Here is a 16,521-nt window from a genome sequence, read left to right on the forward strand (position 1 = left end):
CAACCCCGAGCACGGCCTTCCGGGAGCCCGGCCGCCCGTGTTGCCCGTGCCGCCCGTGCCGCCCGTGCCGCCCGTGCCGCCCGTGCCGCCCAGCGGATCCTGGAGATGGCCTCCACGATCTGGCACGGATTTCGCGCGAAGGCCGGGTCCTCGTCCGGAGACACCCACTACCTGCTGCCCACCTTGACTGGCAGATCGATGCCAAGCGGGGCGGTCAGCTGTTCCTGGGGGCTCGACGCGTCACCTGTTCGGCGGGCGGCCGGATCACCCCGAGTTGGGCTGCGATCTCATGCAGGCACGCCGGCTCAAGGGCGGCCAGTGGGGCAATGACGTCCTCGGCGAAGCCGCGGGCCAGGGAGCGCTTGACCACGTCGACGGGCGGCGGGGAGGTGCGGGCCGCGGCGAGGGCCAGGCAGTAGGCGGCGTCGTCCTGCAGGTCGTCGATGAGGGGGAGGGCCTCGGTCAGGAGGCCTGCGTCGAGCATTGCTTTGACCATGTCGGTGAGGACGACCTCGGCCAGCACTTCGCTCAGCCGGCGGGCTTCGGCGTGGTAGCGATCCCAGAGGCGCAGGCGGACGACTGCTTCCAGCGGCACGGTTTGGGTCCCGTAGCCGGCGCCCGTGACCAGGGCCGCGTGCTGCAGCGTATCCAGAAGGCGGGTGAAATCCTCGGTGAGGCCGGTGGCCCGGCAGGCTGCGGTGAGCCAGGGACGGGCCCAGAGGCCGCTGTCCAGCGTGACGCCCGGGTCTGCGTTTCCGGCGAGTTGAGCCGTGACGTCGCGACACAGGGACTGGTGGCCGGCGTCGCACATCTCGACGATCATCGCGGCTGCCAGTTCCTGACAGCGGGCCAGGTCCTGCGGGGAGCTCGCGGGCATCGTCAGGGCCGTTTCGCGGATCAGGGAGATCGCCGAGAGGATGTCGTCCGCCAGCAGGTGCGCGCGCAGCTCGAGTGTGCGGCCGGGGAGGTCGGTCTTGGCGAGCCGGCGTGCCAGGTTGAGGGCCACGTCGGCGTGCCCGGCGCGGAGGTGGAGGGAGATGAGCTCGTGCGTGACGCGGGTACGCCAGCCGACCACGCTCGGGTCAGTCGACCTCTCGATGCCTTCGGTCACCTGGGCGATGAACAGGTCGAGATCGGCTGAGCGGTGATCGCCGTGCGCCTCGACGGCCCTGGCGGCGTCCAGCAGGATGTCGATGCGGTCGAGCTGATCTGCCTCGAACCCCGCCGCGATCCCCAAGGCGTGGTCGAGGTGGCCAAGCCGGGCGGCTGCGCCTGCCACAGCCTGCGCCTCCCACTTGGCACGGGCGTCGTCGACGTCCTGCAGCACCGTGTGAAGGGCCAGTTCCAGGGCCGGCGTGGCCAGGTCCGTTCGTCCGGCGGTGCCGGCGGCCCGGGCGAAGGCCGCCAGGACGGTGGGCGGCGGCGTGTTCCTGGTCTCGTCCAGGGCCGCCTCCACCTCGCGCACCACGGGAGCGGCGTCCTGGGGCGTGTCGGAGTCGAGCAGCGCCAGGGCGATCTCGGTGAGGCGGGCCGCACGGATGAAGGGAATGACGATGTCCTGGGCCAGGGAGACCGCCAGCGAGAGGTGGCCGTTGGCCAGGGCAGACGTTGCGGCGTCGGCGAGCAGCTCGTCGGAAGCTCCGGGCTGGCGAGGATCGAGGCCGTGGGCGGCGAGGGCGGCATAGGCGAGCTCGACAAGATCGAGACCGGGAGAGGACGAGGCGGGCAGGGCGAGCAGGTGGCGGGCCCGGTCCTCGTCCTGGTAGGGGGCCGATTCCACGAGTTCGGAGGCGGTGAACTCATGGTTCAGGGCGGTGAGGAGCACCTCGGGCACGTTTCGACGGCCTCCCTTGGCGAAGTGCTCGCTGCAGGCGGTGAGGAGGGCTCGTTTCCTGCCGTCCCGGTCCAGATCGGCGAGGTGCTGGACGAGGCGGTCGAGGTCGCCGAGAGCGGCGAACGCCGGCGCGAGGAGGCCGCAGAAGTCGGGGCGGTCCTCGGCATCAGCGTGCTCGATGGCCTCCTCGATGAGGGGCCGTGTCAGCGCGGGATCGATCTCGGCCAGTGCGTCGGCGGCGGTGGTGAGGGACCAGCCTCGCTCGTCGCCGCTCTCGGTGATGGCTTCCCGAGCGAGATCGGCGGCGCCTGGTTCGCCGTGCCGCGCAAGCGCGAGGGCTGCGCGCACCGTATGTGGCATCCGCTCCAGGGGCAACCTCCCCGGTACGGCCATGGCTTCGTGGATGAGGTTCCGCGCCTCGGCGGGCCGGCTGTCCAGCAGGTGCTCGCCGATCGCCAGCAGAGCGTCGGCCCGCACGTAGACGTTCTGCAGGGTGCGGGCGAACTGGATGCCCTCCTCGGCTCGGCCGAGGCGTACCAGCAACAGCGGATACGTGGAGGGCACGGTGAAGTTGTCGTCCTCGATGCGCTTGCGGAGCAGCGACACCCGCGTCAGCAGGGTGAGGTCGCAGTCGGGAGCAGCCGCGAGGAGCCTTGCCGCGTTCGACAGTTCGGACAGCGCGGCCAGATCGCCGTCGGTCCGACGGCGGAGCAGGGCGCGGCGCGCGGGGGAGGCCAGGGCTGCCAGCGTCCGGCCGGCACCTTCGGTGAGCAGGAGGGTCGGGTACGCCTCGGTCAGGTAGTCCGGGGTGTCATCGGGCCAGCCGGCCGCGGCGAAGCCGAGGGCCCAGCCGTCGATGGCGGTGCGGGTATGGGTGAACTCCTCGGGTTCCAGGTCCTCCTGGACGGCGACGGCCAGGGTGTCGTGGGCGAGGGTGTACCGGGTCGGCGTACCGGGGCGCGGCTCCACGACCCGGGAGAGCCCCCGTTCCAGGGTCCGGCGGATCGCCAGCGCGGAGTCGTTGACGATCGAGGCGATGTCCCTGCTGCTCAGCGCGCCGCCGGCGACCGTCATCGTGGTCAGGACGGTGCGCGGGACAGGCTCGGCGAGTACGTGATCCAGCTCTTGGCGGGCGCGCAGGAGCAGGCTCGCCGCCGCGGGGAACGGTGTCAGCACCTGGCGGCGGCAGGTGCGCAGCGGGTGGCTGCCGTCCACGTCGAGCGGCACGTCAGAATGGCGGCTCGTCACCAGGACGTGTGCCGCCGGACCGAGAGCGGCCGGGAGCTGCGCGGCGATACTGGGCTCGGCCAGCTCGCGGTAGTCGTTCTCGTCCAGGCCGTCGACGAGCAGCAGCAGGGAACGTCCGGGGATCCGCATCGCGCGTCCCCAGAGGCTGAGGAAGGCGGCCGCGTCCGGTTCGGCGGGCGGGAACTCGCCCAGCAGGGCGGCGAGTTGGTCACACATGGCCCGGTGGAACTGCTGGACGCGCGTCTGCCCATCGCGCCGGGAGATGACGAACGACACCACGTCCAGCCCGGGGTGGGACCCCGTGGCGAAGCGGGTCACCAGCGAGGTCTTTCCGGCCCAAGGACCGGCGACGAGCACCAGGTAGGGGTCCGGCCCGGTGGCGAACGCCAGGAGGCCGGCGAGCTCCCGGTCGCGGCCGGTCAGTTCGGCGCACCGGGCTGCGTACTGGCGCAACATGGCCTCGTAGGCCGGGCGACGCCGCTCCTGCCCGCGCAGGGGTTGCGGCACGACGCCGTGCGAGGCCAGCAGCTCACGTGCGGCGGTGGCACTCGGCTCGGGCTCGCGCTCGCCTTGCGCGCGCGGCTCGTACGCGCCGATCACCGCAGCCAGCCGCACGGCCTCCAGCCCGCCCGAGTGGGCCGACTCCACGACGACGCCGACAGCCGACCCCTCACAGATGACGCCCGCGCCCGAGAAACCGCTCCAGTCGCGCGCTTCCAGGCGGCGGCCATCCGCCCGATGCAGCAGCAGGCGGCCCCGCTTCACACTCGACCCGAGCGGGATCATCCCGTCGATCTGGTCGCTGTCGCGCCAACTCGCCGTGTCCGTGTCCGTCCAGCTCTGATGGCGCGGAAAGCCGATCGCGGTGAACGGAAGCCGCCCGTCAGCCTCGTCCGGTACAACTCCGATGGCCATCGGAGCGACCTCGTCGAGGCGGAGGTCCGGAGCGAGTTCGACAAGCGCGACGTCCAGCCGGGCACCTCGCCACACCGTGCGGCCGGTGACGACGATCTCGTCGGGGGCTCCGCCGGACAGCCGCACCCTGACCGACCCACCGTCCTCGACCACATGCCCGGCCGTCACCACCAAGGACGGCGCCAGCCGCAGCCCCGAGCCGTACCCGGTGCCGCCGTCCTGCTCGACCAGGACCTCGGCGCACCGCCCGGCGAGCGAGTCCGCCACCACAGGCCTCAGCGCGGGAGCTCGGGCAGCCGGTCGATGACCGACAGCGGCCGGCCGGCGTCGTCGGTGGGCGTAAGGGTCATCCGCACACGCTGTGTCCGGCCGCCGCTGCGCTTGCCGTCGGCGCCCGCCTCGACCACCCACAGCTTCAGCCCGCCGCGCCCGCCCGCCTCCCGCGTCATCGTGACCTCGAACTCCAGCTCCACGGCCCCGACGCCGAACTTGACCCCGCGGCCCGCCCCTTCCTGCTGTGCCGTCTCCAACTGATCGCGGAGTACGCGGATGTAGTCGGCCAGGGGCACGCCCTCGGGGTCGCTCATCAGATGCTGCCTCCACGTATGTCGATATCCACAAGTCTGCCAGGCGGCTGCCTTGTTCGTATGCGAACCGGATTCGTTTGACCTTGACGCGCCCGCGCACCTCGTCGTGCTGCGCGGCCTGTTCAGCCCGCAGGAGACCACACCGGTGCGGACATCCGCGGCCACCCCGACGTGCTCGCCGCTCAACGCGGCGAACGCGCCCGCGTACGCAGTGAGAGAGGCATCGTATGAGGAGGTCACCCCATCACTCAGGCAGCCTGAACCGCACCTCACGCCTCGGGCAGCAACCGCCCTTGACAGCGACGAACCGCATCATCAACGTCCGAGGTCAACAGTGTCGGCAGCAGCCGACGCAGAGCCTCCGCCTGCTGCCGCAACCGCTTCGCCGCTGTCCGCGCGTTGACGGCTGACGTGGGCACATCCTGAAGCGTCCCGCATTCGAAGGCCACCCAGAGGGAGTCGAGCGACGCTGAGCGCGTGGCACCGCCGTCCCTCGACACACAAATCCTCGTGGTCACTTCCGGTTCACGCGGTCCCAGGTAAGAGATCTCGATCTGGAGTCCCGAGTGGTGGTGGTAAACCAAGCCGGACTCAAGCACCTCGGGCCCGACGAACCCCCCATCCGAGATCAAGAACGCGAACAATTCGCTACCCTCACGCCGCACCATCTCCCGCGGATCAATACGCCGCCCCATCCTGCGAGTGTGCACCTCCAGCCCCTCGCACGGAACAACGCCATACCCGAGACCCCGGCGAACCCATGCGGTCACAGCATCAGACGACTCCAGCCGGATCCACTACTCGGCGTCGTCATCACGGAAGCGTGGTCAGAACCAACCGGGACGCTCAGTCGCACGCGGCGCCCCACCCCATGAACGGACATAGGGCATATATTCGGACACATGGACGAGGTGCCCAGACGCATCGACCCCAGGATGGACCGGTTGTCCGTCGCACTCCGGCTGGGCTGCTCACCGGAGCAGATAGGCCCGTGCGCTCGCTGCCAAGGGCTGACTTGCCGATACGGACGAAACGCGCAGGTCGTGTGCCCCGCCTGCCGGGCGATCGACGAGCGGAACTCCAATAGCGCCTCCGCGTGATCGCGAACGAGTCAGCCTGCGGTTGGCGCGGAGCCTTCACCGGCTGCATCCACCTCGCGCAATGTCCTCACGCGGCCGGACAGACCTGACCGGGTGGCGCCAGGCTCCTCGGTCCTGGCCCGTGTCGATGCAGGCGTCCGACCCATCCGTACTTCCCGTGGGCCAAAGCGTCGCACCTCCTGTTCGGAGGTCCCGCCGTTCATCACGAGCGGATGTGGACCGGTCCGGTCGGCCACTGGTCCTGACGTACGTCAGGACCAGTTCCACACCTGGTTGATACCGCCCGCGCATCCCCAGCCCTGCACCCTTTGGCCGTCCTGCCCGGAGGTGGCGGCCAGGGCGTCCGGACAGAAGCCGTCCGGGACGCTGACCTCGCCGTCGACGCTAGGCCGGCGTCCTCAACGACGCCCGCGCCGGGCGGCCCGCTCGTGCGCCTGGGTGTCCGAGGCCGTCATGCGGTCTGTCAGGCCGCAACGGCAGGGAGGCACTGAGGCATTGCCCTCCGGCACCCGGTTCCAGGGCGCTGAAACCATCGTGAAACCGCGCTGAATGCGCCCTGCCGCAACCTCTGCGGCATGACGACAACGACATCGCACTCACTCGCCATCGCGGCCAAGGGGCTGCGCAAGGCCTACGGGGACAAGACGGTCCTCGACGGCATCGACCTGGCGGTGCCGGCCGGCACGGTCTTCTCCCTGCTCGGGCCGAACGGTGCCGGCAAGACCACCGCCGTCAAGATCCTCTCCACCCTCATCACCGCCGACGCCGGCGACCTGCACGTCGGCGGCCACGACCTGGCCACCGACCCGCAGGCCGTACGCGCCGCCATCGGCGTCACCGGGCAGTTCTCCGCCGTCGACGGCCTGATCACCGGCGAGGAGAACATGCTCCTCATGGCGGACCTGCACCACCTCTCCCGCAGCGAGTGCCGGCGCACCTCCGCCGAACTCCTTGAGCGCTTCGACCTGGTGGAGGCCGCTAAGAAGCCCGTCTCCACCTACTCCGGCGGCATGAAGCGCCGCCTCGACCTCGCCATGACGCTGGTCGGCAACCCGCGGATCATCTTCCTCGACGAACCGACCACCGGCCTCGACCCGCGCAGCCGCCACAACATGTGGCAGATCATCCGCGAGCTGGTCTCCGGCGGCGTCACCGTCTTCCTCACCACCCAGATACTGGAGGAGGCCGACGAACTCGCCGACCGCATCGCCGTGCTGAACGACGGCAAGATCGCCGCCGAGGGAAGCGCCAACGAGCTGAAGCGGCTCATCCCCGGCGGGCACGTGCGGCTCCGCTTCTCCGACCCGGCCGCGTACCAGTCCGCCGCCGCCGCGCTGCGCGAGGCCACCCGCGACGACGAGGCCCTGTCGCTGCAGATCCCCAGCGACGGCACCCAGCGCGAGCTGCGCGCCATCCTCGACTGGCTGGACTCGGCCGGCATCGAGGCGGACGAGCTGACCGTGCACACCCCTGACCTCGACGACGTGTTCTTCGCCCTGACCGGCGGAACCACCGTCCCCGACCAGTCCAAGGAGACCGTCCGATGAGCGCCCTCTCCCTCGCCGTCCGCGACTCGTCCACGATGCTGCGCCGCAACCTGCTGCACGTACGGCGCTACCCGTCCATGACCCTGAACCTGCTGCTCACGCCGATCATGCTGCTGCTGCTCTTCGTGTACGTCTTCGGAGGCGTGATGAGCGCTGGCATCGGTGGCGGCGGCGCGGACCGCTCCGCCTACATCGCCTACCTCGTCCCGGGCCTCCTGGTGATGACCATCGGCAGCACGGTGATCGGGGCCGCGGTGTCCGTCTCCATGGACATGACCGAGGGCCTCATCGCCCGCTTCCGTACGATGGCGGTCTACCGCGGCTCCGTGCTCATCGGGCACGTCGTCGGCAGTGTGCTGCAGGTGCTCGCCAGCCTGGTCCTCGTCGGTGCCGTCGCCGTGGCCATCGGCTTCCGGTCCACGGACGCCACGGCCCTGGAGTGGCTGGCGGCGTTCGGACTGATCGCGCTGTTCGCCCTGGCGCTCACCTGGATCGCGGTCGGGATGGGCATGGCCAGCCCGAACCCCGAGGCCGCCAGCAACATGGCAACGCCGCTGATCCTCCTCCCGCTCATCTCGAGCGCCTTCACCCCGGCCGACACGATGCCGGGCTGGTTCCAGCCGATCGCCGAGTACCAGCCGTTCACGCCCGCCATCGAGACCCTGCGCGGCCTGCTGCTCGGCACCGAGATCGGCAACAACGGGTGGATCGCGATCGCCTGGTGCGTCGGCCTGGCCGCGCTCGGCTACCGCTGGTCGACATCACTGTTCAACCGCGACCCGAAGTAACCGCCATGACAGCGCGGGCCGCCTCCCGCAACCCGTCCCGCCCCAGGGCGGCGTACTCCGACACCGCGTCGGCGTACGCCGCCCTGGCCGCGTTCCCGGCGGCCCCGACCGCCTTCCGGGCGCGGTCCGCCGACATCGTCGGCTGGAAGTCGCGCAGCACCCGCAGCCGTTCGGCCAGCGCGATCATCCGTACGGCACCGGCGTCGCCGGAGGCGAGCCCCGCCATGCCGAGCGCGTGCAGCACCGTCCCGAACACCGGGAACTCCATGGGCGAGCCGGACGGACCGCAGAGCAGAGTCCGCAGCCCCTGCCGCAGTCGGTCGACCGGCTCCGCGACGAGCTCGAGACGGCCGGCGTGCGCGTGCGCCGTCACCGCCACCGCCAGGATCTGCAGCACCCACCGGTCGAAGAAGGGGTCGCCGCCGTGCATCGAGTCGGCTGGGGGCAGCGGCTGCACGGCGCTGCGCCACAAGCCGAGCCCGACCTCCGTCAGTCCGCGGGCGAGCGCGATCTCGGCGCGCCCGAGGAGGTCCATGCTGTAGTCGTCCTGCTGCGTGGTGTTGGCGCCCTCCGCCTGCCGCAGCCAGTACTCGGCCTCGTCGGGGTCCCCGCGCTGCAGGCAGGCGAGGACGAGGCCCCAGCGAACGCCGATGAGGTCGTGCGCGTCGCCGAGCCGCGGCAGCGCCTTGAGCGCCGCCTTGAGGTGCCCGTACGCCTCCTCGCCCTGCTCCGTCTGCAAGCACAGCTCGCTCAGCCGGGCGTGGCCCAAGACCCGCAGGAACGGGTTGTCGACCGGCGCCAGTTCAGCGGTGATCCGGCGAGCCGAGGCGAGCGCGCGGTCGATGTCGTGCTCGTACTCCCAGACGTAGGTCGCGACGCTCTCGGCGATGCCGGCGAGCAGCGGCTGCTCGCTGTCGCAGAGCCCCCGCAGCACGTCGTAGTCGGGAGGCAGCATCTCGGGGACCGCGCTCAGCACTGTCGCGATGGCCCGCAGCAGGGTGTCCGGCGGGGCCGGGGGCAGCCGCCGGAGGGTGACGAGCTGGCGTGCGGCGCTCGGGCCGTAGCCCATGAACAGGCTCGTCGTGCACAACACCGCGGCGGCGCGGGCGACTTCGACGTATTCGGGCTCGGGGTAGTAGTGCGACAGCGGCGGGCCGGTGTCCGCGGCGAGGGCGGTGAGGCGGGCGTAGCTGGAACCGATGGACCACAGGGCGGCGAGGACGGCGGTGAGGGCGGCGATGGTGGGGCCGTCCGTACGGGCCAGGGCGTGCCGCAGGGCCAGCACGAGGTTGTCCTGCTCGGCCCTGATCCGCTCCGAGTCGGCCAGCGGCTGCGAGCCGAAGAGCCAGTCGTGGTACGCGACCCCGAAGTCCCGCGCCCAGGCGAGGAACCGGCCGATGGCCTCCTCGTCCTCCCCCGCCTCCGCGCACCGGGCCGCACTGAACTCCCGTACGGTCTCCAGCATCCGGAACCGCACGCCGGCCGGGGTCTCGGCGACGGTGAGCAGGGACTGATCGGCCAACTGCTCCAGCAGGAACAGCGCGTCCTCGCCCAGGACCTGCTCCGCCGCCTCGCCGGAGAAGCCGCCGGGGAAGACGGACAGCAGGCGCAGCGCCGCCCTGGCTTCCTCGTCGAGGAGGTTCCAGCTCCAGTCCACGACCGCGTGCAGGGTGCGGTGGCGCTCCGGCACGTCCCGCACCCCGCCGCGCAGCAGTGCGAACCGGTCGCCGAGGCGGCGGGCGATCTCCGGCACCGACATCACTCGTACCCGCGCCGCGGCCAACTCCACGGCGAGCGGCAGCCCGTCGAGGTGGCGGCACAGCTCGGCCACCGCGCCCGGCGGCAGCTCCACGCCGGGCCGGGCGGCCCGGGCCCGCTGCGTGAACAGCTCGACCGAGGTGTCGGGGCCGAGCTCCGGCAGCGCGTACACCGCCTCCGATGTGAGGCCCAGCGGGGCCCGGCTGGTGGCGAGCACCCGCAGGTCCTTCGAGGACGAGACCAGGGCCTGTACGAGGCCGGCGGCGCCCCGGACGACCTGCTCGCAGTTGTCGAGGACCAGCAGCGCGGGCCCGGAGCCGAGCACGCCGAGGATGCCGGACACCGGGTCGGCCGAGGCGTGGCCGCTCACGGCGCCGGGCCGCCCCTCCCCCGCGCCGAGCGCGGAGGCCACCTCCGCGGCCACGTCCTCGTCCGCGGTGACGCCGGCCAGCGGCACGAAATACACCACGCGCTGCTCGGCCCGGCGGCTGACGGCGTGCGCGAGCCGGGTCTTGCCGAGGCCGCCGGGGCCGACGACGGTGACGGCGCGGGAGTCGCCCAGCAGCCGCTGCACCGCCGCGATGTCCTCGTCCCGGCCGAGGAGCGGGTTCGGCTCGTGCGGCACGCCGTGCCTGACCACAGGCGCCTCGCCGCGCAGCAGCTCCCGCTGTACGGCCTTGAGCCCGGCCCCCGGATCCGTGCCGAGCTCGTCGCGCAGTTCACGGCGGTACGCCTCGTACCGCGTCAGCGCGGCGGACGGGCCCGCCGTCGCCGCCTCGCCGCGCAGCAGCTCGGCGAGCACTTCCTCGTCCCGCGGATGCTCCGAGGCGGCCACGGCCAGCGGCCCGGCCGCCTCCGCGTGGCGTCCAAGGCGGGCGAGCGCGAGCGCCTGCGCGCGCACGAGCGTGCCGCGGACGGGGGCGCGCTCGGTGCGCAACGCGGCTACGGGGTCTGTGCTTTCGCCGGGCCCGCCGGCCCCGTCAGGGGTGCCCTCCCACAGCGCGAGCCCGGCCTCGGCCGCAGCCAGCGATCCCGCGTGGTCCCCGGCCCTGGCCCGGTCCGCGCTCGCGGCGGCGTGCAGCAGCAGGGCGGAGCTGTCGACCTGGTCCGCGGCGAGGGTGAGCCGGTATCCGGTCGGCGTGCCGGCGAGGACGTCGGCGCCCAGCTGCGCCCGCGCCCTGGACACGAGGACCTGCAGCGCCTTCCCCGGCCGCTCCGGCAACTCGTCCGGCCACAGCCCTGCCACCAGCCGCTCGGTGCTGCAGCCCGCGCGCAAGTCGCCCGCGAGCAGCGCGAGGAGGCCGCGGAGCCGGGGCGCGGTGACCTCCTGTCCGCGATAGGCGACACGCGGCAGCAGGGTCAGGTCGGTGGTCACCCGTGCAGATTAGCCAAGGCCCGGCCGCCGGAACTCCCGCCGCGGGCCGAACTCCCGCCGCGGGAGCGGCTGCCGCAGCCGCGCCGACCGTTCCCGCACCGGCGCCAAGCGGTCGCGCAGCTCCGGCAGCCGCAGCAGGTGATCGGTGAACGCCGTGCCGCAAAGGCCCGTACAGCACCCGGTAACGGACCGAGTCCGGGACCGGCAGGTCGGCACGCCACATCGCTCACGGTGGGGTCGTTGAATCGGAGTGCGCCCGGTAGGTCAGCAGGGTGCCGAGGCAATGGGCGTCTGCGGGGAACGCCGAACCCGATGACCCCGATGTCGAGGAGCCGGAGGGCGGTCACCGTCGCGAGATCCGTGAGTGTGTCGGCGAACCGGATGCTATCCCCCTCAACTGCTTGTCACTTCGTCTAGCTTCGGGGGCAGGGCCGTCTCGTCAGCCCAACAGGGCCTCACAGGAGTGGAGTTGAACATGGGCGCACAGGACGTGCAGGACACGGCCAAGAGGCTGCGGGCGATCAGCGACGAGCTGTCGGACCGTTTCTACGAGCGGGCTGACGTGGTGCGGACGCTGGTGGTGACGCTGCTGGCCGGACAGCACTCGTTGGTGCTCGGCCCGCCCGGAACGGCGAAGTCCGAGATGGCCCGGGAGCTCACGGGCAGGATCGAGGGGGCGTCCTACTGGGAGATCCTGCTGTCGAAGTTCACCGCGCCGACGAGGATGTTCGGTCCCATCGACGTCGCCGCGCTGGCCCGGGGTGAGTACCGCCAGGTCTACGACGGCCGCGCCACGACCGCGCACGTCGCGTTCATCGACGAGATTTTCAAGTGCTCCACGGCGGCGCTGAACGAGACCTTGGGCTACCTCAACGAGCGGATCTACCACCCCGAGAGCGGCGGCGAACCGATCCGCTGCCCCCTGATCGGGGCCATCACGGCGAGCAACGAACTGCCCGGCGGAGAGGATACGGCCGCGATCTACGACCGGCTGCTGGTGCGGATCGAGGTCGGGTACCTGGCAGACCCCTCGAACTTCGCCGCGCTGGTCCGCTCCGCCGTCGGCCGCCCGGCGGCACCGACACGGACCACCGTCGACTTGGCCGCGCTGCAGCACGCCGTGACCGAAGCCGTCCCGGCAGTGGACGTCCCGGACGTGATCGTGGATGCGGTGTGTACGCTGCGAGCCGCCCTGCGCCGCAAGGAGCTCGTCGCCTCCGACCGTCGCTGGCGGCAGGCGGTGGGCCTGCTCCAGGCATCCGCGTACCTCGACGGCCGCCCGGCGGTCGGCGAGACCGACCTGTCGGTGCTGACCCACGTGTTGTGGGACTCCCCCGCCGAGCGCCCGACCGTCGAGCGCGAGGTGCTGCAGCTGGTCAATCCCGACGCCAAGGAGGCGCTCGACCTGGCCGACGCCATCGAGGAGCTGGAGGCCCAGCTCGACGCCATGGCCGGGCAGTCCCGCGAGGCGCTGAGCGAGTGGGTCATCAAGAAGGCCCACAACAAGCTGGCCATGGCGGGGAAGCGGCTGGAGAAGCTGCGCGAGGAGGCGGCGGGTGCCGGCCGCTCCACCGCGGCCATCGACCGGGTCACCGGCCGCCAGCGCGCCGTCCGCGCCCGTGTTCTCACCGAGGCCCTGGGCGTGGACGCGAGCATGGTGCAGGCCCAGCTCTGAACACCGGTGACACGAGGGGGACCAGGACCATGGGCAAGACACCGAGCACGCTCAACGAACTGGCGAGCCGGGCCGGGAAGTGGCTGGCCCGGTCCGCGGCCCCTCCCGAGCGGCACACCGCGGTCGTGGTCGCGGACCGGTTCGAACAAATGACATGGCGCGACACCTGCGAGCAGTCGGCCGGACTGCGCGAGCTGGCCGAGGAGTTGAACGAGTACTACGACTGCACCACCGACCTCCTGGCCGACGTGTTCCTGGCCGCCTACAAGGTCGGCCCGCGGTTGCGCGAGCGCGAAGAGATGGACCCCTCCCGGCTGGTCAACCACCAGGTCATCACCTCACTGGTGGAGTCGGTGGAGTTCGCCGGGCTGCGCCTGGAGACGGCCGGCGACCCCTACGCCGCCGCCATGGCCGTGCTCGCCCAGGCAGCCGCGCTGCGCCGGATGCTGGAGCGCTCCCGGGATGCCCAGGAACTGGCCGAGCAGGCGAAGAAGGCCCGGCAGGACGCCGAAGACGCGGCGACCGCCGTGGGCGAGGCGCTCCGGCAGGCCGCCGAGGCCGACGAGGACGGCACCGTGTCGGCACAGGCCGCCGACGCCGTCCGACAGGGAATCGAGGCCGCGGAGGCCGCCGAGGCCACCGCGCAGCAGGCCGTCCAGGGCGCCGCGCAGGCCCTCGCGGTGGCGGCCGCCGGTATCCGTACCGCCGCGCGGAACGCGGCGGCGAGGGCCGCCGATGCTGTGCGGGAGGAGGCCGCGCTGATGCGGGCATGGGGCGTTGGTTCCGGCGAGCTGGCGCGGATGCCGTTCGACCAGCGTGCCAGGCTCGCCGAGCGGCTGCGCACCAGCCGTCTCGCAGAGTGGGCCGAGCTGATCGGCCGTTTCCGGCAGATGGCCGCCGGTGAGCGCGCCCGCAAGGTGGAGAACGCCGCCGGGGAGCTGGTCGGCGTCACACTCGGCAATGACCTCTCCCGCGTCATCCCCTCCGAGCTGGCCAACCTCGGCCTGCCCGAGCTGCGTGCGGTGTTCGCCGCGCGCTACGCCGCCGGCGAGCTGATGCTCTACGACAGCCAGGGAGAGCAGAGCACCGGCCAGGGCGCCGTCATCGCGTGCGTGGACACCTCACACTCCATGTACGAGGCAGGGCCCGGCGGAGTCACCCGGGAGGCGTGGTCCAAGGCGTGCGCCCTGGCGCTGCTGGATCAGGCCCGCCACGCGGGGCGTGACTTCGTCGGCATCCTGTTCTCCGCCGCCGACAAGATCCAGGTCTTCCGCTTCCCGGCGGACCGGCCCGCCGACATCGCCCAGGTCCTCGACTTCGCGGAGACCTTCCTCGGCGGCGGCACCAGCTACCAGAGACCACTGACAGCGGCCGGCGAACTGCTGGAGGAGGAGTTCAACGACGCCGCCCGCACGCGCGGCGACATCGTGATGCTCACCGACGACGATTGCGGCGTCACCGAGAAATGGCTGCGCCGCTGGAACGACGCCAAGCACCTGCTGGGATTCCGCGTCTTCGGCGTGGCCATCGGCGCCCCGCGCGTCGCCGCAGCTGACTCGGTCCTGGACGCCCTGTGCGACAACCTCCGCTCCATCGAGGACCTCACCGACGTCCACGCCGCCGCCGACCTCTTCCGCGTGATCTGACCGAGCGGCGGCAAGTGGTCACACCGCCTGGCCGGCGGTTGCCCGGCAGACGTGCGAACGTCGTCTACTACCGCGAGATCTGTCGGCCGCCCTACGCACAGGGACGGCCCGGATACTCGTCGCTCTCGGGTACGCCCGCCGCCCGCATACGACTCAGGACCTCGCGGAGGATCTCTTCGTCGTCGATGGGCACCGGGCAGTTGGTCTCCCGGTCGAAGACCTCGGCACCGGCCGTGGTGTTCCAGATGACCCACCGGAGCCGGTGCTCGTCGTCCCTCCAGAGGCGTGCGTAACCCTCGACGGTGTCTGCGTGCACGACGTCCACCTGCCTCTTCACGGTGCGGTCCTGTCCGTCTCGCGGCCGTCGACGTACGTCGCGACCACCTCGATGTCGCCGATGCGCGAGGGGGCGACGCTCCGCGGGTCGTCGCCCAGTACGACCAGGTCGGCACGTTTGCCCGGGGTCAGGCTGCCCACGCTGTCCTCCCAGTGACAGGCGAAGGCTCCGGCAACGGTGTAGGCGTACAGGGCCTCGTCGACGGTGACGGCCTCGTCCGGGCCGATCGGCCGGCCCGACGACGAGGCGCGCTCGACCATGAACTGGATGGCTCGCAGCGGTGCACCGTCCGCGACCGGGCGGTCGGAGCTGCCCACCAGCGGGATGCCGTGGTCCAGGAACGCCCTGCCCCGGTACAGCCATGGGGCCCGTTCCTCGCCCATGATCGAGGCGTAGTCGTCGCCGAAGCAGCGCAGGAAGTTGGGTTGGACGACGGCGCTGACGCCCAGCCGTGCGAAGCGGGCGAGCTGGTCGGGGCGGATCAGTCCGGCGTGCTCGATGCGGTGCCGTGCTTCGGGGCGCGGTCGGATCTTCTGGGCTCGCTCCAGGGCGTCCAGCGCGACGTCGGCCGCCCGGTCTCCGATGGCGTGGACGGCGAGCTGCCATCCGGCGAGATGTCCGTCGACGATGGTCTCGGCAAGCGCCTCCGGGGTGTCCTGCAGCTGCCCCGCGTGGTCAAGCCCCGTGTAGGGGCTGCTGAGTGCGGCGGTACGGGCCATCATGCCGCCGTCGGTGTAGATCTTCAGTGCGCCCACGGAGAGCCGGTCGTCGCCGAAGCCGGTGCGCAGCCCGAGGTCGAGGGCGCCGGGGATGCCGTCCGCGGCGTGCGCGGCAACCGGGCGCAAGGTCTCGACAGCGACCATCAGCTGAACCCGCAGGGGCAACCGGCCCTGGTCCCGGGCGAGTTGATAGGCACCCAGTTCGACCGGGCTGTGGCCGAACAGTGCGCCGCCGATGCCCGCCTCGGCGCAGGCGGTCACGCCCTCCGACAGGCAGGTCTGCGCGGCCCTCGCGATGGCGTCGGCGAGTTCGTTCTGGGAATACGGGAGTCGCAGCGCCCGGGCGGGCCCCATGGCCTGCTCGGCGAGGAAACCGTTCTCGTGCGGGGTGTCGGCGGGGAGCCGGTCCAGGACGGCGGTGTTGACCAGGCAGCCGTGCCCGGAGTCGTGCAGCATGAACACCTTGCGCCCGTCGCTGACGGTGTCCAGTTCGGCGGCGGTCAGGTGCCGCCCGAGGGCCCGTTGGTCGTAGCCGGCGATGCTCACCCAGGAGCCGGGGGGCTGGGCGGCGACGGCCTCGGCCACGCCCGCGAGCACGTCATCGACGCGGGTGCGCCCGGCGATGCTCGGGGTGGCCGCCTTGAATCCGGTCCAGGCCAGGTGCACATGGCTGTCGATGAACCCGGGCAGCACGGTGGCACCCTGCAGGTCGACCACCTCACGGGCGGGCAGTGAGGTGACGGCCTCGTCCAGGCCGACGATCCGGCCCCGCCAGATGCCCAGGTCGTGGGCGACGGGGTGGTCAGGATCCATCGTGAGAAAGCGCGCGTTGGTGAGTCGTGCAGAGAGCATCAGCGGAGTCCCCGGGGGGTCGGCCAGCAGGGCGGGCGGGGCGTACGGGCCGCCGATGGTGCCGGTGGCCGTATCCACCCGGAGGGCGGCGGTGCGGGCGGGGGCGTTGTCCGCGGGGTCACTCGCCGTCAGCGGGGCGG

10 protein-coding genes are annotated in these 16,521 nt (G+C 72.0%); 4 read left to right on the top strand and 6 right to left on the bottom strand.

Annotated elements, in window-relative coordinates; all coding sequences use genetic code 11:
* Positions 1-214 precede the first annotated feature (214 nt).
* From ADK57_RS05465 to ADK57_RS05475, 3 genes are all read right to left on the bottom strand, one after another.
* Positions 215-4,264, bottom strand: coding sequence for a trypsin-like peptidase domain-containing protein (locus tag ADK57_RS05465; protein WP_053748182.1), 4,050 nt, complete (start codon positions 4,262-4,264; stop codon positions 215-217).
* A gap of 8 nt (positions 4,265-4,272) precedes the next feature.
* A complete protein-coding gene (locus ADK57_RS49785; RefSeq protein WP_053748183.1) occupies positions 4,273-4,584 on the bottom strand; it encodes a trypco2 family protein in 312 nt (103 codons plus the stop codon).
* A gap of 269 nt (positions 4,585-4,853) precedes the next feature.
* Positions 4,854-5,279: a hypothetical protein gene (locus tag ADK57_RS05475; protein ID WP_053748184.1), complete on the bottom strand. Its 426-nt coding sequence runs from the start codon at positions 5,277-5,279 to the stop codon at positions 4,854-4,856.
* A gap of 980 nt (positions 5,280-6,259) precedes the next feature.
* Between ADK57_RS05475 and ADK57_RS05480 the strand changes: the two genes are divergently transcribed.
* Positions 6,260-7,231: an ATP-binding cassette domain-containing protein gene (locus ADK57_RS05480; RefSeq protein ID WP_053748185.1), complete on the top strand. Its 972-nt coding sequence runs from the start codon at positions 6,260-6,262 to the stop codon at positions 7,229-7,231.
* On the top strand, positions 7,228-8,019 hold the full coding sequence (locus ADK57_RS05485; RefSeq protein ID WP_053748186.1) for an ABC transporter permease: 792 nt from the start codon (positions 7,228-7,230) through the stop codon (positions 8,017-8,019). Before ADK57_RS05480 ends, ADK57_RS05485 begins: the two co-directional genes overlap by 4 nt.
* Here the strand turns inward: ADK57_RS05485 and ADK57_RS05490 are convergent.
* Entirely contained in the window at positions 8,000-11,152 is a 3,153-nt protein-coding gene (locus tag ADK57_RS05490) for an ATP-binding protein (protein WP_053748187.1), read from the bottom strand. The genes ADK57_RS05485 and ADK57_RS05490 overlap by 20 nt on opposite strands.
* Before the next feature lie 475 nt (positions 11,153-11,627).
* On the opposite strand from ADK57_RS05490, the gene ADK57_RS05495 reads away from it, so the two are divergent.
* Both ADK57_RS05495 and ADK57_RS05500 read left to right on the top strand, forming a co-directional pair.
* Entirely contained in the window at positions 11,628-12,827 is a 1,200-nt protein-coding gene (locus ADK57_RS05495) for an AAA family ATPase (protein ID WP_053748188.1), read from the top strand.
* A gap of 29 nt (positions 12,828-12,856) precedes the next feature.
* Complete coding sequence (locus ADK57_RS05500; RefSeq protein WP_053748189.1) at positions 12,857-14,473, top strand: VWA domain-containing protein; 1,617 nt, start codon at positions 12,857-12,859, stop codon at positions 14,471-14,473.
* A 91-nt stretch (positions 14,474-14,564) separates the two neighbouring features.
* Here the strand turns inward: ADK57_RS05500 and ADK57_RS05505 are convergent, their stop codons facing one another.
* Together ADK57_RS05505 and ADK57_RS05510 are read right to left on the bottom strand one after the other, a co-directional pair.
* Positions 14,565-14,810: a hypothetical protein gene (locus ADK57_RS05505; RefSeq protein ID WP_053748190.1), complete on the bottom strand. Its 246-nt coding sequence runs from the start codon at positions 14,808-14,810 to the stop codon at positions 14,565-14,567.
* Entirely contained in the window at positions 14,807-16,381 is a 1,575-nt protein-coding gene (locus ADK57_RS05510; RefSeq protein ID WP_053748198.1) for an amidohydrolase, read from the bottom strand. The genes ADK57_RS05505 and ADK57_RS05510 overlap by 4 nt, the downstream gene beginning before the upstream one ends.
* Positions 16,382-16,521: the final 140 nt, after the last annotated feature.

It is taken from the genome of Streptomyces sp. MMG1533 (assembly GCF_001279775.1).
Taxonomy (GTDB): domain Bacteria; phylum Actinomycetota; class Actinomycetes; order Streptomycetales; family Streptomycetaceae; genus Streptomyces.